Source organism: Bacillus sp. UNC437CL72CviS29, assembly GCF_000482345.1.
GTDB lineage: Bacteria > Bacillota > Bacilli > Bacillales > Bacillaceae_G > Bacillus_A > Bacillus_A arachidis.
On sequence record NZ_AXVB01000003.1, the window covers coordinates 375,156 to 399,275 of the forward strand.

The window sequence follows — 24,120 nt, forward strand, 5'->3', positions numbered from 1 at the left end:
GATACATTCAACGTAATTATTTTGCAAAAAGTAGGTGCAACAATGTTTAAACACGTAACAGTTCTTTTAAAAGAAACAGTAGATGGTTTGGATATAAAGCCAGGTGGTACATATGTAGATTGTACGCTAGGTGGTGGAGGACATAGTTCCTATTTATTATCCCAACTAACGGAAGGGGGAAAATTAATTGCATTTGACCAAGATGAAGTTGCGATTCAAAATGCGAAAGAAAAATTTTCTTCTTATGGTAATCAATTTATAACAGTGAAGAGTAATTTTCGCTATTTGTCAGAAAAACTTCATGAACTAGGAATAACAGAAGTAGATGGAATTTTATTTGATTTAGGTGTTTCATCCCCACAATTAGATACACCAGAACGTGGCTTTAGTTATCATCATGATGCACCCTTAGATATGAGGATGGATCAAGATGCCTCATTAACAGCATATGATGTTGTGAACAACTGGTCATATGAACAACTCGTAAGAATCTTTTTCCAATATGGTGAAGAAAAATTTTCAAAGCAGATTGCAAGGAAAATTGAAGCGTATCGCGAGAATAAGGCGATTGAAACGACAGCAGAGTTAGTGGAGTTAATTAAAGAAGGAATTCCTGCTCCAGCTCGTAGAACGGGGGGACACCCTGCAAAACGAGTATTTCAAGCGATTCGTATTGCTGTAAATGATGAATTGAAAGTATTTGAGGAAGCGTTGGAATCTGCAATTGAAATGGTCAAGCCGGGTGGAAGAATAAGTGTTATTACGTTCCACTCATTAGAAGATCGTATTTGTAAAACAACATTTAAACGAAATAGTACAACGCCACAGCTTCCGCCAGGCTTACCAATTATTCCTGATGAGTTTAAGCCAAAACTAAAGCTTGTCACAAGAAAACCAATCTTACCTTCTGATGAAGAGTTAGAAGAGAATAATCGAGCGCGTTCTGCGAAGTTAAGGATCGCTGAAAAACGATAAAAAGGAGAGAGAGGTATGACAAATTTAGCTGTAAAGTATAAACAACAACAAGTACAAGAACAAGTACAAGTACAATCTCAAGCTCCGCAGCAAAAAGTACAACCAAAGGTGAAAACAAAAATTACAAGAATTGAGAAATTACTATATGTGGCTTTTGTTGGCTTTTTATTATATGCTTGCGTTGCTTTTATTGGAAATAAAGCGGGACTGTACCAAGTTGATGCGGAAGCAGCAAAAATAGAGAGTACAATTGTGAAAAAACAAAAAGAAAATCAAGAATTACAAGCTGAAGTAGAAAAATTAAGTCGCTATGAGCGTATCGCAGAGATTGCAAAAAAACACGGGCTAGAAATTAATGCGAATAATGTGAAAGGTTTACATTAATATAGTAGGTGTGAAGAAAAATGAAGACAAATATGAACAAAATTCATACCAATAAAGGAGCAGGTTACTTTATGATATTTTTCCTCCTGCTCTTTTTGGTGTTGTTAGCCCGATTCTTTTATATTCAAGCAACAGGAACAGTACATGGTCAGGATTTAAAGAAACTTGCACAAGAAAAGCATAATAAAAATGGTGTACTTGAAGCGAATCGTGGAACGATTTATGATCAAAATGGACATGTGTTAGCGCAAGATGCGAACTCATACAAGATTGTTGCGCAGCTGAAAGGTGAAAAACCTGTAAAAGATAAAGAGGATGCTGCAAAAAAAATTGCAGGTGTACTTGGGTCAGGTGAAGAAGAAATTTTAGCCGCTTTAAACAAAGATAAGAGTCAGGTGGAGTTCGGAACGCTAGGAAAGAACTTGACGAAAGAGAAGAAAGAACAAATAGAAAGTCTTAATATACAAGGTATTTCATTTGTTACAGAAAAAGCTAGAGTGTATCCAAATGGAGATTTTGCATCTTATGTGTTAGGTTTTGCAAAACCTGATGATAAAGGAATTGCAGAGGGGAAATTCGGATTAGAAAAGAGCTTAGATAAGTACTTGCGTGCTTCGAACGGGAGTGTAGCATATACAGGAGATCGTAATGGGGTTTCCCTTGATGGAGGAAAACAAAATGTAAAGCCGCCGAAAAATGGGGAAAATGTGTATTTAACAATTGATCAACGTATTCAAGGCTTTTTAGAGGATGCCATGAAAGCGGCTGAGCAGCATTATGAACCTTCTATGCTAATTGGAGTGGTTGCGGATCCGAAAACTGGAAAAATACTTGGGATGTCTAGTCGGCCTAGTTATGATCCGAATAAGCGTAATATTGAATACTATTTAAATGATCCAATCGCAAATGCATATGAGCCGGGATCTACTATGAAAATTTTCACATTAGCTGCGGCGATTAATGAAGGTGTATATAACGGTCAAGAATATTACCAATCAGGTACATATCCAGTTGGGAATCGTAAAATAAAAGATCATAACGGTGGTGCAGGTTGGGGATCTATTACATTCGATGAAGGTGTTGAGCGTTCCTCTAACGTTGCATTTGCTATTTTAGGGGATCAAAAACTTGGTCCAGATCGTTTCCGTCAATATATTCACAAATTTGGATTGGATGAAAAAACGCATATTGATTTACCTGGTGAAGGAGAAAATACGATTATATTTGATCAGCAAATTCAACAGGTAACAACGGCCTTTGGGCAAGGGTCTACTGTAACGCCGATACAGCTTGTACAAGCTGCGACTGCAATTGCAAATGATGGAAAAATGATGAAACCTTATGCAATTGATCGAATTGTAGACCCAATAACAAATAAAGTGGACTTACAGCATAAACCAGAAGAAGTAGGACAACCAGTTACAAAGGAAACAGCAGCACAAGTAAGGCAATTATTAGAACGTGTTGTTACATCACCAAAAGGGACAGGGAATGCGTATAAAATCGATGGATACTCTGTTGGTGGTAAAACAGGAACAGCACAAATTCCGGATGGAAAAGGTGGATATATGACTGGAAGAGAAAATTATATTTTCTCATTCCTTGGTATGGCACCAATGGACGACCCACAGTTAATTGTTTACTTTGCAATAAAGCAACCGAAATTAAAAGATAATGAATACGGAGCACAACCTCTTGCAGAAATGTTTAAATCTGTAACGAAAAATAGCTTAGAGTATTTGAAAATTAAACCGAATGAAGTAAAAGATGCAAAGAAATATGTGAAAGAACAGCAGACGGTTGTTCCAGATGTAACTGGGAAAACAATGGAAGAGGCAAAGGCAGTGTTAGAAAAAGCCAAATTCCGACCGATTATACTAGGTGAAGGAAAAGTAAAACAACAGGTACCAAAAGCAACTGAAAAAACATTGAAGGGCGATCGAGTCTTCTTAGTAGGAGATAAGCCGTTGATGCCGAATGTACAAGGATGGGCACTTCGTGATGTAATGAATTTAGCGAAAACGTTAAATCTTAATTTGAAACCATCTGGTACAGGATATGTGACAGAACAAAGTGTGGCGGAAGGAACGCCGTTACAAGCAGGTACGGAATTAGCTGTAACACTGGTACCACCGCTTGAACCACAACAAGAGGCAGAAAAACCATAATGTTTTAGGTGCAAGAAATGCGAGAGGTTCTATTCGAACAGGTACAAGCATATATTGGAACAAGCTAGGTGTAAAGGAGGTTTGTTCCAATATGCGTGTATCAAATGTAACTGTTAGAAAAAGACTCATTTTTATACTTATATCGGGTATACTCATTTTTACAATTATTGATATTCGTCTTGGATATGTACAGTTTTTTCTCGGGAATATGTTAACAGATCGTGCGAAAGATTCGTGGAGTCGTAATATTACTTTTGAACCTGAACGAGGGAAAATTTTAGATCGAAATGATGTGGAGCTTGCAACAAATAAAAGTGCCCCAACAGTCTTTGTTGTACCAAGACAAATTGAAAAACCAGCAGAGACTGCAGAGAAGTTAGCTGCAGTTTTAGGTGTGCAAAAAGAGGAAATCTATAAACGGATTACAAGAAAAGAGTCTATTGTGAGATTGGATAAAGGTGGAAGGAAAATTTCTCATGATAAAGCAAAGGAAGTACGTACTTTAAGTTTAAAAGGTGTTTATATTGCTGAAGATTCCATTCGGTATTATCCGTTTGGAAAATATTTATCTCATGTACTAGGATTTGCGGGAATTGATAACCAAGGGCTAATGGGATTAGAAGCATATTATGATAAAGAATTAAATGGTGATAAAGGTCATGTGCGATTTTTTGCGGATGCAAAAGGACAAAGAATGCCGAATGTTGGAGATGATTTCAAAAAACCAGAGGCTGGCTTAGATTTAAAATTAACAATCGATTCTCGAATCAATACAATTATAGAAAGAGAAATGAATATCGCAGATTCTACTTATAATCCAGATGGTATGATAGCAATTGCGATGAACCCGAAAAATGGTGAGATTTTAGGTATGTCAAGTCGCCCAAGTTTTGATCCAGCAGATTTTCAGAGCGTTTCACCAGAAGTATTTAATCGGAATTTGCCCGTTTGGAGTACATATGAGCCGGGATCAACTTTTAAAATCATTACATTGGCAGCTGCTTTGAATGAAAAATTAGTAGACTTGGAGAAAGATACGTTTTATGATGATGGAGCAGCTGAAGTTGGTGGAGCTAGACTACGTTGTTGGAAAGCTGGCGGGCATGGTAGCCAATCGTTTTTAGAAGTTGTTCAAAATTCTTGTAACCCAGGTTTTATTGAGCTTGGGGATCGCCTGGGAAAAGAAAAGTTGTTCCAATACATTCGTGATTTTGGTTTTGGACAGAAGACAGGGATTGACTTACAAGGAGAAGGAAAAGGAATTTTATTTAATTTAGATAAGGTTGGACCGGTTGAACAAGCGACGACTTCCTTCGGGCAAGGAGTTTCTGTCACACCAATTCAACAAGTTGCTGCAGTAGCAGCAGCTGTAAATGGCGGGACATTATACCAACCATATATTGCGAAAGAATTTGTTGATCCATCGAATAATCAAGTTGTCAGAAAGAAAACACCGGTTGAGAAAAGAAAAGTTATTTCCAAGGAAACATCGGAAAAAGTTCGTTATGCGTTAGAAAATGTTGTAGCGAAAGGTTCTGGTAAAGGTGCATATATTGATGGTTATCGTGTTGGCGGGAAAACAGGAACTGCCCAAAAAGTAAAAGACGGAAAATACTTAGATAATAACTATATTGTATCTTTTATAGGATTTGCTCCAGCAGATGATCCGCAAATCGTTGTGTATGTTGCGGTTGATAATCCAAAGGGGGTTACTCAATTTGGTGGTGTAGTTGCTGCGCCGATTGTGGGGAATATTCTTCGTGATGTGCTTCCTGTTATGGGAGTAGAGCCACGCAAGGAGCAAGTTGAGAAGGAATATAAATGGGGCGATACCCCTACAATAGAAGTTCCGGATTTAATCGGGATGAAGAAGAAAGATTTACAAACGCAACTTGTAGACTTACAGCTTGATATAAGTGGTGAGGGAGACAAAGTAATTAAACAATCACCAGAAGCTGGTGCGAAAGTAAAAGAAGGTTCGAAAATTCGAATTTACTTTGGGAATTAAAGGTCAGAGATTGTGTTTTATGATACAATTGGTGGAAGTTGAGTTAATATAAATATCTGTTTTCATAGAAATTTATTTCTATGAAAACAGATTATATTGCTCTTAGACATAAGTAATAAAGTAAACACTTTGTCAGCTTAGCTATTATATGCTGCACTGATAAACGAGTCTGATTTCTCGGACTCTTAGCAAATGCTTCCTTCCTCAATTTTTAGCGAATGAAGGATGGCGAGAACTGCTTATTAAGTAAGAGATAAATAAACAATGTAGAGAGGGTTTAGTGAAATGAAGTTGCACACACTTGTATCATGTTTGCATGATTTTCCAGTTGTTCCAAAAGAAAATCCAGAAATTACATCCATTGAAGCGGATTCGCGTAAAGTGACAAATGGAAGCTTATTTGTATGTATGAAGGGGTATACGGTTGATAGCCATGATTTTGCTAAGCAAGCAGCCGCGCAAGGTGCGGCTGCTATTGTTGCGGAAAGACCGATTGATGTTGACGTTCCAGTTGTACTTGTGAAAAATACCTATCGTTCTTTAGCGGTTTTAGCTGATTATTTTTACGAACAGCCAACGCATAAGTTACACTTGATTGGAATTACAGGTACAAATGGAAAGACAACAACATCGCATATTATGGATGAAATTATGCGAGCGCATGGTCATAAAACAGGGCTAATCGGAACAATTAATATGAAAATCGGTGATGAAACATTCGAGGTGAAAAATACAACGCCAGATGCACTGACACTTCAGCAAACGTTTCACCGTATGGTTGAGAAAAATGTAAATAGCGCTGTAATGGAAGTTTCTTCACATGCGTTAAGCCTTGGTCGTGTACACGGTTGTGATTATGATGTGGCCGTATTTACAAATTTAACACAAGATCATTTAGATTATCATAAAACGATGGAAGAATATAAGCATGCAAAAGGTTTGTTGTTCGCTCAACTAGGCAATAGTTACCATAATAATCGTGAAAAGTACGCTGTGTTAAATAGTGATGATCCAGTAGCGGAAGAGTATATGAGAAGTACAGCAGCTACGGTTATTACGTATGGAATTGATACACATAGTGATATTATGGCGAAAGATATTGTGATGACGAGTGGTGGAACAACATTTACCCTTGTTACGCCAAGTGAAAGTATAGATATTACGATGAAGTTAATTGGAAAGTTTAACGTATACAATGTTTTAGCGGCGATAGCGGCTACTCTTGTTTCAGGTGTATCTTTACAAACGATTGTTGAGGTTGTTAAGAAACTTACTGGAGTTCCAGGTCGTTTTGAAGTTGTGGATGGAGGACAAGATTATACAGTTATTGTCGATTATGCGCATACTCCAGACAGTTTAGAAAATGTGTTAACAACAGCAAAACAATTTGCGAAAGGAAACGTTTATTGCATTGTTGGTTGCGGCGGTGATCGTGATCGGACGAAAAGGCCAATTATGGCTGGCGTTGCTACAGAATATGCAACGCATGCAATTTTGACTTCAGACAATCCAAGAAGTGAAGATCCAAAATCAATTTTAGATGATATGTTAACAGGTGCAAAAGGAAATAATTATGAAGTAATCATTGATCGAAAAGAAGCAATCTTCCATGCGGTTTCAGAAGCGAAAGCAGAAGATATTATTATTATTGCTGGAAAAGGGCATGAAACGTATCAAATTATTGGAAAAGACGTACATCATTTTGATGATCGTGAAATTGCAAAAGAAGCAATCAATGAACGTCTAAACAACAAAGAGTGACAACATGAGAGGAGGACTACATGTGCTTGAACAAGGTTTATTAGTAACGGCTGGGGTAGCTTTCTTAATTTCAGTTGCCCTTTCGCCATTGTTTATCCCATTTTTACGTAAGTTAAAGTTTGGGCAGAGTATTCGTGATGAAGGACCGAAATCACATCAAAAGAAATCAGGAACACCAACGATGGGTGGTATTGTGATTTATGTGTCTATGATGGTGACAACACTTATCATGGCAATTAAATTTAAACATTTAGGTACGGAAGTATCATTATTATTATTAGTTACATTTGGTTATGGATTGATTGGCTTTTTAGATGACTATATAAAAGTTGTTAAAAAAAGAAATCTTGGTTTAACATCAAAACAAAAATTAATCGGTCAGTTAGTTATTGCAATTGCATTCTTTGTAATAGCAAAAGGACAGGGATTTGATACGCATTTAATGATCCCAGGAACTGAAATTAAATTTGATTTACACTGGGCATATTTTATCCTTGTGCTATTTATGCTTATTGGTGGATCTAATGCAGTCAATTTAACAGATGGTCTAGATGGATTATTATCAGGAACAGCTGCAATCGCATTTGGAGCATTTGGTATTATTGCAGTTGCGCAAGGTCAATATGCAGTAGCTATTTTCTGTATGGCAGTCGTAGGAGCAGTACTTGGATTTTTAGTATTTAATGCAAATCCAGCTAAGGTGTTTATGGGGGATACAGGATCGCTCGCTTTAGGTGGCGCAATAGCCGCAGTAGCTATTTTATTAAAACAAGAACTATTACTTGTTGTAATTGGCGGCGTATTTGTAATGGAAACATTATCTGTTATCATTCAAGTTATTTCATTTAAAACAACAGGAAAACGTGTCTTTAAAATGAGTCCACTGCATCATCATTACGAATTATGCGGCTGGTCAGAATGGCGTGTTGTTGTAACATTCTGGTCTGTAGGATTTTTATTGGCAGTATTAGGAATCTATATCGGGGTGTGGATGTAATTGAAAACTGTAATTGACTATCAAAATAAAAATATTCTTGTATTGGGTATTGCAAAAAGTGGTTATGCAGCAGCAACTTTATTAAAAAGCTTAGGTGCAAATGTGATTGTAAATGACGGGAAACCATCTGCTGATAATGTATTAGCTGCAGAATTGCAAGCAAAAGGAATGGACGTTGTATGCGGCGGTCATCCACTAGAGTTGTTAGAAAGAAATATTTCACTTGTTGTAAAAAATCCAGGGATTCCATACTCTAACCCATTACTAGTTGCTGCGAAAGAAAAACAAATTCCGATTGTGACAGAAATAGAGCTTGCGTATCGTGTTTCAGAGGCGCCGTTTGTTGGAATTACTGGATCAAATGGAAAAACAACAACGACAATGCTAACATTCGAGATGTTGAAAGAAGGACAAAAACATCCTGTTATTGCTGGAAACATAGGTACAGTAGCATGTGAAGTGGCACAATTTGCGAAAGAAAATGAAGTAGTTGTTACAGAACTTTCATCATTCCAGTTAATGGGAGTGGAAACATTCCAGCCTAAAATTGCAGTATTCTTAAATTTATTTGAAGCGCATTTAGATTACCATGGTACAAAGGCAGAGTATGGTTTAGCGAAAGCGAATATTTTTAAAAGCCAAACTGAGACTGACTATAGTGTAATGAATGCTGATGATACAGATGTAATGGCTTTATCAGCAAATAGTAAAGGACAAAAAGTATTATTTTCAGCTACTAAGGTAATTGAAGATGGTGCGTGTATTAAAGATGGTGCTCTTTATTTTAAAGGTGAGAAAGTTGTGGAAATTAAGGACATCGTTTTACCAGGTAAACATAATTTAGAAAACATTTTAGCTGCTATGAGTATTGCTAAATTGTTAGGTGTAGCAAATGAGGCAATTGTTCTAGTATTAAAACGCTTTACAGGTGTAAAACATCGTTTAGAATATGTAACAACAATTAATAATCGTAAGTTTTATAATGATTCAAAAGCAACAAATATGTTAGCAACGGAAAAGGCGTTATCAGCATTTACGCAGCCTGTTATTTTGCTAGCAGGTGGGCTTGATCGTGGGAATGAATTTGACGATTTAATTCCATATTTTGAACATGTAAAAGCGATTGTGACATATGGACAAACTGCACCAAAATTAGTAAAGGCAGCTGAAAAAGCAGGATTAGATATCATTGAAACTGTCGATAATTTAGAAGAGGCAGTAGAAAGAGCTTATGCTCATTCTGCAGATGGAGATGTTATTCTTCTTTCACCAGCATGTGCAAGCTGGGATCAATTTAAAACATTTGAAGAAAGAGGAGACATTTTTATACAAGCTGTGCATAAACTTATATAAAGTAGACAAAGCATCAGTAGGTTAACACCTACTGATGTTTTGTTACATAGATTAAAAAAAGCTTCTTTAAAAGAGGTGGTGCTCATTGCCAATGAAGAAAACACCTGATTTTATTTTAATTATCGTTACACTTTTGTTGTTAACAATTGGAATGATAATGGTCTACAGTGCAAGTGCTGTCTGGGCTTCTTATAAGATGGGTGATTCATTCTTTTTTGCAAAACGACAGCTGTTATTTGCGGGAATTGGTGTAGCTGCCATGTTTTTTATTATGAGAATTGACTATTGGACATGGCGAACTTATTCGAAGGTGATTTTACTGGTTTGCTTTATTCTCCTTATCCTTGTCCTGATTCCTGGAGTTGGACTTGTTCGGGGGGGAGCACGAAGCTGGATTGGAATTGGAGCATTTTCGATTCAACCGTCAGAATTTATGAAATTTGCGATGATTATTTTTTTGGCTAAATTTTTAGCAGAAAGGCAAAAGTTAATTACTTCTTTTAAACGAGGACTACTTCCTGCACTTGGTTTTGTATTTGTTGCATTTGGTATGATTATGTTACAACCGGATCTTGGAACAGGAACAGTAATGGTTGGGACATGTATCGTAATGATTTTTATTTCAGGAGCACGTGTTTTTCATTTTTCGATGTTAGGGCTAATAGGGATAGCGGGGTTTGTCGGATTAATTGCATCGGCACCATATCGAATGAAACGAATTACTTCGTATTTGGATCCATGGTCAGATCCACTTGGGAGTGGATTTCAGATTATTCAATCGTTACTTGCAATCGGGCCTGGTGGTTTGTTTGGGCTTGGACTTGGGCAAAGTAGACAAAAATTTCTTTATTTACCTGAGCCACAGACTGACTTTATTTTTGCAATTTTATCCGAAGAATTAGGTTTTATTGGTGGATCGTTTGTGTTATTATTATTTAGTCTATTATTATGGCGTGGAGTTCGTATAGCATTAGGAGCGCCTGATTTATATGGTACGTTTTTAGCAGTAGGTATTGTGGCGATGATTGCGATTCAAGTAATGATTAATGTTGGTGTTGTAACAGGACTAATGCCTGTTACAGGAATTACTTTGCCATTTTTAAGTTATGGTGGGTCGAGTCTGACCTTAATGTTAATGGCAGTTGGCGTATTATTGAATATAAGTCGTCATTCTCGCTATTAAACCCTGTTTATAAGACAGGGTTTTTCGTATGTATATAAATCTAAACCCTTTCTTTTTAAGGGGGAAGAGACAAGTGCAAGTCACTTTCTCTTCTTCACAGCAGCGACCTATGTGTAGAGAAATCAAACTTTATATAGAAAGCGGAAAAACAGATTATAGATATACGAATACATAAAATGGAATGTAGAATAGAGAAGCGGAGGAATTTGTAGTGCGAGTATTAGTTAGTGGTGGTGGCACAGGAGGACATATATATCCAGCTCTTGCTTTAATTAGAGAAATAAAAAAATTACATCCTGAAGCAAGATTTTTATACATTGGTACAGAAAATGGATTAGAAAGTACAATTGTTCCAAAGGCAGGAATACCATTTCAATCAATTGTCATTAGTGGATTTAAACGAAAAATATCTCTTGATAATGTGAAAACAGTGATGCGTTTTCTAACAGGTGTACAAGATAGTAAAAGGTATATTCGCCGTTTCAATCCGGATGTTGTAATTGGTACAGGTGGCTATGTATGTGGTCCAGTCGTATATGCGGCAGCGAAACTAGGAATTCCAACAATTGTACACGAACAAAATAGTGTACCTGGTGTAACGAATAAATTTTTAAGTCGATATGTCGATAAGGTAGCTGTTTGTTTTGAAGCGGCATCTGAACATTTTCCAAAGTCGAAAGTTGTCATGACAGGAAATCCACGTGCATCAGAAGTGATGAACCAAAACGGCATGATAGGGAAGCGCTCTGTTGGATTATCTCTTCCTAAAAAGTCTGTGCTTATTTTTGGTGGAAGCCGCGGGGCAAGGCCGATTAATGATGCATTTGTGGCAGCAATTGAACAATTTGGTAATAAAAACTATGAAGTATTGTATATAACAGGTGAAGTGCATTATGATAAAGTCATAGAGGCTGTGAAACAAAAAGGGAATCCGAATAATGTAATTATTAAACCATTTATTCATAATATGCCAGAGGTACTTACTGGTGTGGATCTTGTTGTTTCACGTGCTGGTGCTACAACATTAGCGGAATTGACAGCGCTAGGAAAGCCAAGTATTTTAATTCCAAGTCCTTATGTGACAAATAATCATCAAGAGAAAAACGCGAGATCAGTTGTCGATAAAGGGGCGGCAAAAATGCTTCTTGAAAAAGATTTAACTGCTGAAACTCTTCTTCATGATATTGATGAAATTCTATTAAATACACAAACATTACAAAATATGAAACTAGCTGCTACGCAATTAGGAATGCCTGATGCAGCAAATAAATTATTTGAAGTGATGAAACAACTTGTACAAAATAACGTTAGGTGAATGCCCTGCATACTACTGTAATACGGAGATTTCATATGGGGGAGATCATCATGAAACGATTAGCAAAGGAACTTGTCGAAGCAAAAGTTGGTAAAGTGCTAGAAAATGAAGCGTTAGCTCGTTATACAACTATGAAAATAGGTGGGCCGGCTGACATTCTAATTTTGCCAAGTAGTGTTGTTGGTGTGGAAAAGACTTTAGATTTAGTAAAGAAACATAACACAAAGTGGACAGCGATTGGACGTGGTTCTAATCTTCTCGTATCTGATAAGGGAATTGAAGGTGTTGTAATTCGTTTAGGAGAAGGATTAGATCACCTAGAAGTAGAAGGAACTACTGTACGAGTAGGAGGAGGATATCCTCTTATTAAGTTGTCAACATTACTTAGTCGCCAAGGTTTAGCTGGATTAGAGTTTGCTAGTGGTATTCCAGGAAGTGTCGGTGGAGCAGTATATATGAATGCTGGTGCACACAAATCAGATATGTCAGAAATTTTGATGAGCGCGCGTGTTATGTTTGACGATGGTACAATGAAGTGGCTAACAAAAGAAGAGATGGAATTTTCTTATCGCACTTCTGTTTTGCAAACAAAACGTCCGGGCATTGTAGTAGAAGCGGAATTGCAACTGAAAGCAGGAAATCGTGAAGAAATAGTTGGTATAATGCAAAAGAATAAGGAGTATCGTCGTGAAACTCAGCCGTGGAATCACCACTGTGCGGGGAGTATATTTAGAAATCCACTACCCAATTTCGCTGGGAATCTAGTTGAAAAGGCAGATCTACGTGGTTATCAAATCGGCGGTGCAAAAATTTCTGAAATGCATGGGAATTTTATTGTTAATACAGGATCTGCATCAGCAAAAGATGTGCTGGATTTAATTGCATTTGTCAAAAAAACAATTAAAGAAAAATTTGGTGTAGATATGCATACGGAAGTAGAAATCATTGGAAGATAGCTGTTATTTGTTCCGCTCGTTATCATTTATGGTATAATAAGAAGATAAGAACGGCATGCGTAACATGCCGTTCTTTATGTTACATAGGGGGATCGTACATGAAAAATAGTAAAGTGATTAAACTACAAGATCGTGTACCAAAACTAAAGAACCAAAAGAAGAAGAAGAAAAAACCTGTCAATCAGAGATTAATTTTATATGTGTCGATTTTATTTTTATTAGTACTTTTTTTAATTTATTTTCGATCTCCGCTTAGTAATATAAAAAAGATAAGTGTTTTAGGAAATCATTATATGACAGATGAACAGGTTATGAAGGAATCTGGAGTTACATATGAAACGAGTTATTTTCGAGTGACGGCACATAAGGCTGAAGAAAATTTGACAAAACGAAATGAAATCAAGAAAGTAATTGTCAAAAAGCGTTTTCCTAACAAAATTGATATTCACATTGAAGAGTATGTAACGATAGGTTATATAAACAAAGGTGGGAAGTTACAACCACTTCTAGAAAATGGTAAAACACTTGACGTGTTACCGAACGGAAAATTACCTGTCGCAGCTCCGATTTTTGAACCATTTAAGGAAGAGAAAATGAAAGAGTTAATTGAAGAGCTAGAAAAGTTAACTCCGACTACTCTCAGGTCTATTTCTGAAATTCATTATGCTCCAACGAATTCAAATGAAGATCATCTTACTTTATATATGAATGAAGGTTATGAAGTGAGTACAACTATACAAGATTTTGCCAAGCGTATGGAAGTATATCCACTTATTATAAAAAATATAGAATCAGGTAGAAAAGCTCTAATTGATTTAGAAGTTGGCGCGTATTTCAAATATTTAGATAACGAAGAAAAAAAGCAGTAGAATAGTAGATTTATTTCTTTTTAAATACAATAACGACAATTGTGTTCTTCTATATGTAAAATTTATTACAATTATGATTAATTTGTTGAAAAATAACTAGATTTTCTTCGATTCATGCTAGGATTGGTACAAGTTTAGCTTTTCTATGAGTACATCTTAGTGTAGACTTATATTTGGCGGTAATCTTTGCATTTGAAATACAGTTATTTCAAAGATAAAGTAGTCATTCACAGATTACGGTGATATCAATAAGTGAATGTTAAATAAAAATAAGAAAAATACCGGGTTAAAAAAGGGAAACGCATAAAGACGTTGAATATTTTTCTTATAAATAGTAAAGCTGCGATTGTTGTTCCATATATTGACTTGTATGGTATAAATAAAGAAGGAGGTGCCAAAGAATGAACAGCAATGAAATATATGTTAGTCTTGACATCGGTACATCCAATGTTAAAGTCATCATTGGTGAAATGGTTAATGACGGCTTAAACATTATTGGTGTTGGAAATGTAAAATCAAATGGTTTGAAAAAGGGCTCCATAGTTGACATAGACGAAACTGTTCGATCAATTAAAAAAGCAATTGAACAAGCTGAGCGTATGGTGGGAATTCACATTGAACAAGTTGTTGTAGGTGTGAATGCAAATCAGGTACAGCTTCTTCCTTGTCATGGAGTTGTCGCTGTTTCAAATGAAGATCGTGAAATTGGAAATGAAGATGTCTTACGCGTTCTGGATGCAGCACAAGTTGTATCAATTGCTCCTGAGCGTGAATTTATTGATGTGGTGCCTCGACAGTTCATTGTAGACGGTCTTGATGAGATTAACGATCCACGCGGGATGATTGGTGTAAGATTAGAAATGGAAGGCACATTAATTACAGGTTCAAGAACGTTACTACATAATTTACTACGTTGTGTAGAAAAAGCGGGCCTTGAAATTGTTGATATTTGTCTGCAACCTTTAGCTGCTGCGACGGTTGCTTTATCTTCTGATGAAAAAAATAGAGGTGTAGCTCTTGTTGATATAGGCGGGGGATCTACAACTTTATCAATCTTTCAAGATGGAGAATTACAAGCAACAAGTGTACTGCCTTTAGGTGGAGATCATATAACGAAGGATATTGCTATAGGATTTAAAACTTCAACTGAAAATGCAGATCAAATTAAGCTGAAATATGGACATGCTTTTTATGATACAGCATCTGAAGAAGAAGTGTTTACGGTTCCTATTATGGGAAACGATCAAACAGAACAATATTCACAATTAGAGTTATCTGATATTATTGAGGCACGTGTAGAGGAAATCTTGATGTTTGTTCAAGAAGAGGTCCGAAAGCTAGGAGTAAAACAAGTAGCGTCTGGCTACGTACTTACTGGTGGGATTGCTGCTATGCCAGGTGTTCTTGATCTTGCATATGATATTTTACATGAAAATGTTCGTATAGCAACTCCCGATTATATTGGTGTTCGTGAACCACAGTATACAATTGGGGTTGGATTAATTAAACATTCTTATCAAAAAGCGAAATTGCGCGGAAAAAATGTTCAGGAAAAGGAAGAACTTTTTGAACCAGTACCAGCACCAATGCCGGTACAGCAACAACCTGCAAAACAAACAACTCGTAAGCAAAGTAAAAATAATGAAGATAATGAGCGAATGATGTCAAAAGTAAAACGTGTATTCCGCTATTTATGGGATTAAAATTGCACACGAAAAATGAGGTTCTAGGGGGATTTCGACATGTTAGAGTTTGATACTACTCAAGATCAATTAGCGAGCATAAAAGTTATCGGTGTCGGCGGCGGTGGAAATAATGCCGTAAACCGTATGATTGAGCATGGTGTACAAGGTGTGGATTTCATCGCTGTAAACACTGATGCACAAGCATTAAATTTATCAAAAGCTGAAACAAAAATGCAAATTGGCGGAAAATTAACGCGTGGACTTGGTGCCGGCGCAAACCCTGAAGTAGGGAAAAAAGCCGCTGAAGAAAGTAAAGAACAAATCCAAGAAGCACTTCGCGGTGCAGATATGGTCTTTGTAACAGCTGGTATGGGCGGTGGAACTGGTACGGGAGCAGCTCCAGTTATCGCGCAAATCGCAAAGGAATTAGGCGCGTTAACAGTTGGCGTTGTAACACGTCCATTTACATTTGAAGGTCGCAAGCGTGCGACACAAGCTATATCTGGGATTACAGCATTTAAAGATAATGTAGATACAATCATTGTTATACCGAATGATCGTATTTTAGAAATCGTTGATAAAAATACACCAATGCTTGAAGCGTTCCGTGAAGCGGATAACGTATTGCGACAAGGTGTACAAGGTATTTCAGATTTAATTGCTACACCTGGTCTCATTAATTTAGACTTTGCAGACGTAAAAACAATTATGTCTAATAAAGGTTCTGCGTTAATGGGTATTGGTGTTGGAACTGGTGAAAATCGTGCAGCAGAAGCAGCAAAACGTGCAATTTCTAGTCCGTTATTAGAAACATCTATCGATGGTGCGCAAGGTGTTCTTATGAATATTACTGGGGGCACGAACTTAAGTTTATATGAAGTACAAGAAGCGGCAGATATCGTTGCTTCAGCTTCAGATCCGGAAGTAAATATGATTTTCGGTTCTGTAATTAATGAGAGTTTGAAAGATGAAATTGTTGTTACTGTAATTGCAACTGGTTTTGATGATAGTGTTTCAGTTCAGCCACCAAAACCATTTGTACGTTCGGCAACAACTACAAATCATGCGCAACAACAACCAGTAGCTCAACCACCAAAACAACGTGAAGTAAAACGCGAAGTGAAGCGTGAAGAGCCTGTTGTACACGAACGTAATACCGATTCAGACGATATCGATATTCCAGCATTTTTACGTAATCGTCGTAGACGATAAAAAAGAAAGGAGCTCAGCTCCTTTCTTTTTTATTACATAAACTTAAATATTTTCACATGAAAAACTTATCGCACTATTTGTAAATATGTAAATTCATTTTGATTTTTCAACATATAGGTCACGGTTATGAAAACAAAAGAACATCCCTACTCATTTTCTTACTTTATTTTTATATGGTATGAGGCTAAAATAGGTCCTGACGGTTTCTATGCATGGCCGGGCGCTCTCACCCTAAAAAGAGAGATTTTATGCTGATTTTTCAATTTGTATTTATATAGTAAGATCATCATCTAAGTTATAGAAAGTTTGCAATATATCCCTCACGACAGATTATGTCTAGAAACCACAAAATAACAAAAAAACCCCTCCGTAAATTGACACACTTTCCTATTGGATATGCTTTATACTAGTCTCAACTTAAAAAAAGAGGTGAATTGTTTGGTTGTTTACGCCGATGTTGTGTGGTTGTTAAACGCCTGCATTGATTTTCTTTTACTTTTATTAACAGCAACTGTGTTGAAAAAGAGGATCAAAAAATGGAGGTTTGTGCTAGGAGCATTCATTGGTTCTACAATTGTTATTTTTGCCTTTACTCCTTTTGCTTCTATGATGACACATCCAATTATGAAACTAGTATACTCATTACTTATTGTGTATACAGCGTTTGGATTTTCTACTTTTAGAGATTATACACAAACTGTTTTTACCTTTTATTTTGTAACATTTATGGTAGGGGGAGGGTTAATAGGGACTCATTTTTTCCTACAAACAAATGAAATGGTAGGTGGATTAGTCCAGTCAAAATCAATTTCTTATGGTGATCCTGTAAGCTGGATGTTTGTAATCTTTGGATTCCCGATCATTTATTACTTTTCAAAAAAACGTATTGAAAATGTGGAAGTCACTAAGATTCACTATGACCAAATTGTACAGGTGAATATTAAACTTGTTGAAAATGAAATTACATTAGATGGTTTAATTGATAGTGGAAATCAGCTTTATGACCCGTTAACAAAAACACCGGTTATGATTATGCATATTTCATCATTAGAGCATTGTTTACCAACATGGTTAACACAGCAGATTTATTCCAAGACAGAGATTCCGCAAATACCAGAAAATGATTCTGGCTGGGCAACGAGGCTTCGCTTAATTCCTTTTCGAGCAGTAGGAATTGATCATCAATTTTTATGGGCAATTAAGCCTGATATTGTTCAAATTCATCATGAAGGAAGTGATATGGTCGTAAACAAAGTACTAATTGGCTTAAATACACAGCAATTGTCTACAAATGGAGAGTACCAATGTATTATACATCCGAAAATGTTGATATCTCAGAAAGTTACAATTGCTTAATTATGAGAGGTGGGAGAGTATGGCGAAATTAAAATTTTATTTCATATATATTTGGTATAAAGTATTATTGAAACTTGGAATTAAGACCGATGAAATTTACTATATAGGTGGAAGTGAGGCATTGCCACCACCTTTGACAAAAGAGGAGGAAGAAGTACTCCTTAATAAGTTGCCAAAAGGTGATCAAGCGGCACGGTCATTACTTATTGAGCGTAACTTGCGACTTGTTGTGTATATAGCGCGAAAATTTGAAAATACAGGAATTAATATTGAGGATTTAATTAGTATTGGAACCATTGGGCTTATTAAGGCTGTGAATACATTTAATCCTGAAAAAAAAATCAAACTCGCAACTTATGCATCACGTTGTATAGAAAATGAAATTTTAATGCATTTACGTAGAAATAATAAAAATCGTTCAGAAGTGTCATTTGATGAACCATTAAATATTGATTGGGATGGGAATGAATTGTTATTATCAGATGTTCTTGGTACGGATGATGATATTATTACAAAAGACTTAGAGGCCACTGTAGACAGGCACCTTCTTATGAAAGCCCTACATCAATTGAATGATCGTGAAAAACAAATTATGGAGCTCCGCTTTGGACTTGCAGGAGGAGAGGAAAAAACACAAAAAGATGTGGCGGATATGCTAGGGATTTCACAGTCTTATATATCTCGACTTGAAAAGAGAATTATAAAAAGGCTTCGAAAAGAATTTAATAAAATGGTATAAAGTGATGTTTTTGAAAAGCTGTATTATCAAGGGGAGTGTATAAAACCAATCGGTATTCCGATTGGTTTTGTCATGTTTTCTTGTAAAGTGCGAATGATATTTTAATCAAAGGCAACAAAAAAACGGTATGCATAAAATTCCCTCCAAAGGAGATACTTTACACTGTACAGCAACTCCCGATAGGAGGGAACACTTTGACGAGAAACAAAGTAGAAATTTGCGGTGTTGATACAGCTAAACTTCCAGTACTAAAAAATGAAGAGATGCGTAAATTATTTCGAGAAATGCAAAGTGGAGAGATAAGCGCAAGAGAGAAATTAGTAAATGGAAACTTACGTCTTGTACTGAGCGTCATTCAGCGATTTAACAACAGAGGAGAATTTGTTGATGATTTATTCCAAGTCGGCTGCATTGGACTTATGAAATCCATTGATAACTTTGATTTAAGCCAAAATGTTAAATTTTCAACATATGCTGTGCCAATGATTATTGGGGAAATCCGGAGATATTTACGTGATAACAATCCAATTCGAGTCTCTCGTTCATTACGAGATATCGCGTATAAAGCATTGCAGGTAAGAGAAAAGCTAATTGCTGAAAATTCAAAAGAGCCAACGGCAATGGATATTGCAAAAGTGCTTGAAGTGACACATGAAGAAATTGTTTTTGCGCTTGATGCCATTCAAGATCCAGTATCATTATTTGAGCCGATTTATAATGATGGGGGCGATCCTATTTTTGTAATGGATCAACTAAGTGATGATAAACAAAGGGACGAGCAATGGGTGGAAGAATTGGCGTTAAAAGAAGGAATGAAGCGATTAAATGATCGCGAAAAAATGATTATTCGAAAACGTTTTTTTCAAGGGAAAACACAAATGGAAGTTGCCGAAGAGATTGGGATTTCTCAAGCACAAGTATCACGCCTTGAAAAATCAGCAATTAAACAAATGAATAAAACAATTCAAGGATAAGGTCTCATCATTTAAGATGAGACCTTTTTAAGTTGTGAGTCTCAAGATTCTGTTCATAGGAAAGATTACGTGTTCATATAATGGCAATAAAGTGAAACTGCTGCAGGAGGAGAATAATAATGATACGGATTTCAGAGTTTCAAATTAAGGATGTTGTAAATGTCTCTGACGGAAAAAAACTTGGAAACATTAGCGATATAGATATTGATATGAACACTGGAAAGATTCAAGCTGTCATTATTTCAAAACAAGCGCGTATGCTAGGGATATTTGGGAAAGAGGCGGAGTTTGTTATTCCGTGGAAGCAAATTGTAAAAATTGGAGAGGATGTAATATTAGTAAGAGCTGATCATGTCAATCCTGTAACAGAATCAATACAAACACCGACAATTTCTTAAAGAATATTACAAATTCCTCTTTTTTTTATGTTGTCATTATGGAAAAATAAAAGTATGGTAAAATAGACAGGAAGTACCATGCTTTTTATGTTATTTTATTAAAAGGAGCCGCTTTATGAGAGAACCATTTATATATGAGGACGGTATATTGTATTTACAAGCGTGGAAAGAACTTGGAAACATTACAGCAGGATTTACTACAAAAGATGGTGGAGTAAGTACAGGCTCCTTTCATGCGATGAATTTAGGACTACATGTAAATGATATGATGGAGAATGTTCATGAAAATAGACGTATTTTAGCAAACAAGTTACAAAAACCATTAGAAAATTGGATTTGTTCAGAGCAGGTTCATGATCAACACGTTGAAAAAGTAGGACACGGAGAAAAAGGACGAGGAATCTATTTATATGAAGATGGTATCCCAAATACAGATGGTATTTATACGACTGATAGAGAGGTATGTTTAACGTCGTGTTATGCTGATTGTGTTCCACTCTATTTCTATGCACCATCACATGGAATGGTAGGACTTGCACATGCTGGATGGAAGGGAACTGTAAAAGAAATTGCAAAAGAAATGATTCAAAAGTGGAATGCAGAAGGGGTACCAGTTCATGAGATGTATGTTGCAATTGGACCAGCCATTGGGTCCTGCTGTTATGTAGTTGATGATCGTGTATTATCAGCAGCAAAACAAGCCGTAAACGGACCTGTTCCATATAAATTGATTTCAGACGGACAATATGCAATTGATTTAAAAGAAATCAATCGTATATTATGCATTCAAGCTGGCATAAAAGAAGAGCATATTGTGATGTCGTCTCTTTGTACAAGCTGTGAAGAACAATTGTTTTTCTCGCATCGCCGTGATCAAGGGAAAACAGGAAGAATGTTGAGTTTCATAGGCTTTAAGGAGGATTGAAAACAGTGGTAGTACAAGAGAAATTAGCATTTGTAAATGCGGAAATCAAAAAAGCATGTGAACGAGCAGGGCGCTCGGCACAAGAGATTAAGCTCGTTGCAGTAACAAAAACAGTAGGAATTGAAAAAACAAATGAAGTAATAGAAGCTGGACTTACTGATTTAGGTGAGAATCGTAATGAAGGTCTTTTACAAAAGTATGAGCATTTCGGTTCAAAAGTAAGCTGGCATTTCATTGGTTCGTTACAAACGAGAAAAGTAAAAGAAATTATTGATAAAGTTGATTATTTGCATTCATTGGATCGCATTTCGCTAGCAAAAGAAATCCAAAAGCGTGCTACAAAGCAGGTTCGATGTTTTGTACAAGTGAAAACATCGTCTGAAGAATCGAAGCAGGGGATAGCAGCTGAGGAAACGATTGCGTTTATTCGTGCTTTGCAAGAGTTTGATAAAATTGAAGTGGTTGGATTAATGACAATGGCACCATTTACTGAGGAAGAAGCAGAAATCCGTCATTGTTTTAAGGTGTTACGTGGGGTGCAAAAACAAGTGCAGGAACTAGAGTTATCAAATGCTCCGTGTGAAGAGTTATCTATGGGAATGTCAAATGATTATACAATTGCAATTGAAGAAGGCGCTACATATATTCGTTTGGGAACGATTTTAGTAGGAAAAGCGTAAAAGGAAGGAGAATGTTATTATGAGTTGGTCAAAAGTAAAGTACTTCTTTTTTGACACACCAGAAGAGCGAGAAGCTTACGAAAAGGAAAAGGAGCAAGTTGAAATGAAAAAACAGGAACCTCAGCAGCAGGATATCCCGGTTACGAAAGCACAGCCAAAACAAAATATTGTAAGTATTGAAACAGCAAAGCAGTCTTCTAAAGTTGTTTTACTAGAACCGCGTACATATTCGGAAGCACAAGGTATTGCGGATCATTTGAAAGGAAGAAGAGCTGTTGTCATTAATTTGCAAAGAATGTCCACAGATCAAGCTGTACGTATCGTTGACTTTTTAAGTGGTACTGTATACGCTATAGGCGGGGATATTCAAAAATTAGGACCGAAAACATTTATTTGTACACCTGAGACTGTCGATATTGTTGGGGCCATTTCTGAGTTGTTCGGTGAAGAGGAAGAGACAAATATAAAGAGGTGGTAATACGCCATGATAACTATTTTACAAGCATTGCTTTGGATCATCCAGATTTATTCCTGGGCGCTTATTATCTATATTCTTCTATCTTGGTTTCCAGGGGCTAGAGAATCGACATTTGGTGATTTTCTAGCGCGTATTTGTGAACCATATTTAGAGCCGTTTCGGAGATTTATCCCACCTTTTGGTATGATTGATATTTCTCCAATTGTCGCAATTATTGCGTTGAAATTGGCTAGTAGTGGTTTAGTAAGTCTGTTTCGTTATTTCTTGTAACAAGAGGTTGCATGAATGAGCATCTATGAGCATTTTAGACCTGAAGAAGTGGTCTTTGTTGATAAAGCATTAGAATGGAAACAGATGGCTGAAGAATATCATCAAGTGAAACTAACGGATTTTCTTGATCCACGTCAGCAGCAAATTGTTGCTACGATAGTGGGGAATCAAGGAGATGCTACTTTACGACTTTATGGTGCTACGCCAAAAGCGGAAAGGAAAAGAGCTCTTATTTATCCGAGTTACCTTAATTTAAATGAAGAAGATTTTCAAGTTGAAGTATTAGAAATTGACTATCCTTCCAAATTTTATGCGCTTGAACATAGGCAAATATTAGGTGCATTTATGTCTCTTGGTCTCACAAGAGAAAAGTGTGGTGATATTTTGCTTCGAGAAAATCGTGCCCAAATTATAGTTGCAAAAGAGATTGTTTCGTACATTGAAATGAATTTACAATCGATAGGGAAAATGAAGGTCTCACTTTCCTCTGTACAAGCAGATAAAGTATTACAATTACAAGAAGAGTGGAGAGAACAGTCTGGAACTGTTTCATCACTTCGATTAGATGTCCTGTTAGCTGAAATGCTCCATATATCACGGCAAAAAGCACAGCCGCTTATAAAGAATGGTCTTGTGAAAGTAAATTGGAAAACGGTTGAACAAACTGCATACGAGTGTTTTCCAGGTGATGTTTTTTCAGTTAGAGGATATGGACGTGGGAAATTATTTTCTGTAGAAGGAAAAACGAAACGCGACAAATGGAGAGTTTTGTATGGTATACTAAAATGATTGGTTTTTTAGAAGGAAAATCTCTTATTTTGTCGAAGAAAAGATATAATTAAAAAGAGGAAAATTTAGATAACTACTTGGAGGTGGCGTTTGTGCCGTTAACACCATTAGATATTCATAACAAAGAATTTGGTCGCGGATTCCGTGGCTATGATGAGGATCAAGTAAATGAGTTTCTTGATCAGATCATCAAAGATTATGAATTGGTCATTCGTGAGAAGAAAGCATTAGAAGAAAAAGTTGCTCAGCTAGAAGGGAAATTGGATCATTTCTCTAACATTGAAGATACACTAAATAAATCTATCGTTGTTGCACAAGAAGCAGCGGAAGAAGTAAAGCGTAATGCACAAAAAGAAGCAAAATTAATTGTACGTGAAGCTGAAAAAAATGCAGACCGTATTATTAATGAAGCTTTAGTGAAATCAAGAAAAGTTGCATTTGATATTGAAGAACTAAAGAAACAAGCGAAAGTATTCCGCACACGTTTCCGTATGTTATTAGAAGCGCAGCTTGAAATGTTAAACAACGATGATTGGGACAAATTAATTGAGCTAGAAGAAGAAGTGGACGAGCTGTTAAAGAAAGAAGAAACAGTGTAAGCTTGACGTTTTTCTCATTATTACATATAATTTTAAACAACATATT

23 protein-coding genes and 1 pseudogene are annotated in these 24,120 nt (G+C 36.4%); all 24 read left to right on the plus strand.

Annotated elements, in window-relative coordinates:
* The first annotated feature begins 42 nt into the window (after nucleotides 1–42).
* Nucleotides 43–975: a 16S rRNA (cytosine(1402)-N(4))-methyltransferase RsmH gene (rsmH, locus tag M014_RS0102140; RefSeq protein WP_026590239.1), complete on the plus strand. Its 933-nt coding sequence runs from the start codon at nucleotides 43–45 to the stop codon at nucleotides 973–975.
* A gap of 15 nt (nucleotides 976–990) precedes the next feature.
* On the plus strand, nucleotides 991–1,359 hold the full coding sequence (ftsL, locus tag M014_RS0102145; protein ID WP_026590240.1) for a cell division protein FtsL: 369 nt from the start codon (nucleotides 991–993) through the stop codon (nucleotides 1,357–1,359).
* Between the two features lie 20 nt (nucleotides 1,360–1,379).
* Entirely contained in the window at nucleotides 1,380–3,527 is a 2,148-nt protein-coding gene (locus M014_RS0102150) for a PASTA domain-containing penicillin-binding protein (RefSeq protein WP_026590241.1), read from the plus strand.
* Nucleotides 3,528–3,618: 91 nt separating this feature from the next.
* Entirely contained in the window at nucleotides 3,619–5,535 is a 1,917-nt protein-coding gene (locus M014_RS0102155) for a stage V sporulation protein D (RefSeq protein WP_026590242.1), read from the plus strand.
* A 285-nt stretch (nucleotides 5,536–5,820) separates the two neighbouring features.
* Nucleotides 5,821–7,296 (plus strand): UDP-N-acetylmuramoyl-L-alanyl-D-glutamate--2,6-diaminopimelate ligase, encoded by a 1,476-nt coding sequence (locus M014_RS0102160; RefSeq protein ID WP_026590243.1) that lies wholly within the window; start codon nucleotides 5,821–5,823, stop codon nucleotides 7,294–7,296.
* Nucleotides 7,297–7,318: 22 nt separating this feature from the next.
* Nucleotides 7,319–8,293, plus strand: a complete 975-nt coding sequence (gene mraY / locus M014_RS0102165; RefSeq protein ID WP_026590244.1) for a phospho-N-acetylmuramoyl-pentapeptide-transferase — start codon at nucleotides 7,319–7,321, stop codon at nucleotides 8,291–8,293.
* Entirely contained in the window at nucleotides 8,294–9,646 is a 1,353-nt protein-coding gene (gene murD / locus M014_RS0102170; protein WP_026590245.1) for a UDP-N-acetylmuramoyl-L-alanine--D-glutamate ligase, read from the plus strand.
* A 91-nt stretch (nucleotides 9,647–9,737) separates the two neighbouring features.
* On the plus strand, nucleotides 9,738–10,829 hold the full coding sequence (gene spoVE, locus M014_RS0102175) for a stage V sporulation protein E (RefSeq protein ID WP_026590246.1): 1,092 nt from the start codon (nucleotides 9,738–9,740) through the stop codon (nucleotides 10,827–10,829).
* Between the two features lie 211 nt (nucleotides 10,830–11,040).
* Nucleotides 11,041–12,144, plus strand: a complete 1,104-nt coding sequence (gene murG, locus M014_RS0102180) for an undecaprenyldiphospho-muramoylpentapeptide beta-N-acetylglucosaminyltransferase (RefSeq protein WP_026590247.1) — start codon at nucleotides 11,041–11,043, stop codon at nucleotides 12,142–12,144.
* Nucleotides 12,145–12,194: 50 nt separating this feature from the next.
* Complete coding sequence (gene murB, locus M014_RS0102185) at nucleotides 12,195–13,100, plus strand: UDP-N-acetylmuramate dehydrogenase (RefSeq protein ID WP_026590248.1); 906 nt, start codon at nucleotides 12,195–12,197, stop codon at nucleotides 13,098–13,100.
* A gap of 98 nt (nucleotides 13,101–13,198) precedes the next feature.
* Nucleotides 13,199–13,969 (plus strand): cell division protein FtsQ/DivIB, encoded by a 771-nt coding sequence (locus M014_RS0102190; protein WP_026590249.1) that lies wholly within the window; start codon nucleotides 13,199–13,201, stop codon nucleotides 13,967–13,969.
* A 122-nt stretch (nucleotides 13,970–14,091) separates the two neighbouring features.
* Nucleotides 14,092–14,187, plus strand: a pseudogene (locus tag M014_RS29860) (small basic protein); the annotation flags it as partial.
* A gap of 183 nt (nucleotides 14,188–14,370) precedes the next feature.
* Nucleotides 14,371–15,672 (plus strand): cell division protein FtsA, encoded by a 1,302-nt coding sequence (ftsA, locus tag M014_RS0102200; protein WP_026590250.1) that lies wholly within the window; start codon nucleotides 14,371–14,373, stop codon nucleotides 15,670–15,672.
* A 39-nt stretch (nucleotides 15,673–15,711) separates the two neighbouring features.
* Complete coding sequence (gene ftsZ / locus M014_RS0102205) at nucleotides 15,712–16,866, plus strand: cell division protein FtsZ (RefSeq protein WP_026590251.1); 1,155 nt, start codon at nucleotides 15,712–15,714, stop codon at nucleotides 16,864–16,866.
* 438 nt (nucleotides 16,867–17,304) lie between these two features.
* Complete coding sequence (spoIIGA, locus tag M014_RS0102210; RefSeq protein ID WP_026590252.1) at nucleotides 17,305–18,222, plus strand: sigma-E processing peptidase SpoIIGA; 918 nt, start codon at nucleotides 17,305–17,307, stop codon at nucleotides 18,220–18,222.
* Between the two features lie 19 nt (nucleotides 18,223–18,241).
* Nucleotides 18,242–18,961 carry an RNA polymerase sporulation sigma factor SigE gene (gene sigE, locus M014_RS0102215; RefSeq protein WP_026590253.1) on the plus strand — a complete coding sequence of 240 codons (720 nt, stop codon included), beginning with the start codon at nucleotides 18,242–18,244 and terminating at the stop codon, nucleotides 18,959–18,961.
* A 194-nt stretch (nucleotides 18,962–19,155) separates the two neighbouring features.
* The gene (gene sigG, locus M014_RS0102220) at nucleotides 19,156–19,935 is read left to right on the plus strand and encodes an RNA polymerase sporulation sigma factor SigG (protein ID WP_003199794.1); all 780 of its coding nucleotides are present in this window, start codon (nucleotides 19,156–19,158) and stop codon (nucleotides 19,933–19,935) included.
* 119 nt (nucleotides 19,936–20,054) lie between these two features.
* The gene (locus M014_RS0102225) at nucleotides 20,055–20,333 is read left to right on the plus strand and encodes a YlmC/YmxH family sporulation protein (RefSeq protein WP_026590254.1); all 279 of its coding nucleotides are present in this window, start codon (nucleotides 20,055–20,057) and stop codon (nucleotides 20,331–20,333) included.
* A gap of 115 nt (nucleotides 20,334–20,448) precedes the next feature.
* Nucleotides 20,449–21,258 (plus strand): peptidoglycan editing factor PgeF, encoded by an 810-nt coding sequence (gene pgeF, locus M014_RS0102230; protein WP_026590255.1) that lies wholly within the window; start codon nucleotides 20,449–20,451, stop codon nucleotides 21,256–21,258.
* Between the two features lie 5 nt (nucleotides 21,259–21,263).
* Nucleotides 21,264–21,938, plus strand: a complete 675-nt coding sequence (locus M014_RS0102235; protein ID WP_026590256.1) for a YggS family pyridoxal phosphate-dependent enzyme — start codon at nucleotides 21,264–21,266, stop codon at nucleotides 21,936–21,938.
* A 19-nt stretch (nucleotides 21,939–21,957) separates the two neighbouring features.
* Complete coding sequence (locus M014_RS0102240; protein WP_026590257.1) at nucleotides 21,958–22,416, plus strand: cell division protein SepF; 459 nt, start codon at nucleotides 21,958–21,960, stop codon at nucleotides 22,414–22,416.
* A gap of 6 nt (nucleotides 22,417–22,422) precedes the next feature.
* Nucleotides 22,423–22,686: a YggT family protein gene (locus tag M014_RS0102245; protein ID WP_026590258.1), complete on the plus strand. Its 264-nt coding sequence runs from the start codon at nucleotides 22,423–22,425 to the stop codon at nucleotides 22,684–22,686.
* Between the two features lie 15 nt (nucleotides 22,687–22,701).
* Nucleotides 22,702–23,475 (plus strand): YlmH family RNA-binding protein, encoded by a 774-nt coding sequence (locus tag M014_RS0102250; protein ID WP_026590259.1) that lies wholly within the window; start codon nucleotides 22,702–22,704, stop codon nucleotides 23,473–23,475.
* A 92-nt stretch (nucleotides 23,476–23,567) separates the two neighbouring features.
* Nucleotides 23,568–24,074, plus strand: a complete 507-nt coding sequence (gene divIVA / locus M014_RS0102255) for a septum site-determining protein DivIVA (RefSeq protein ID WP_016116021.1) — start codon at nucleotides 23,568–23,570, stop codon at nucleotides 24,072–24,074.
* The last annotated feature ends 46 nt before the right edge of the window (nucleotides 24,075–24,120 follow it).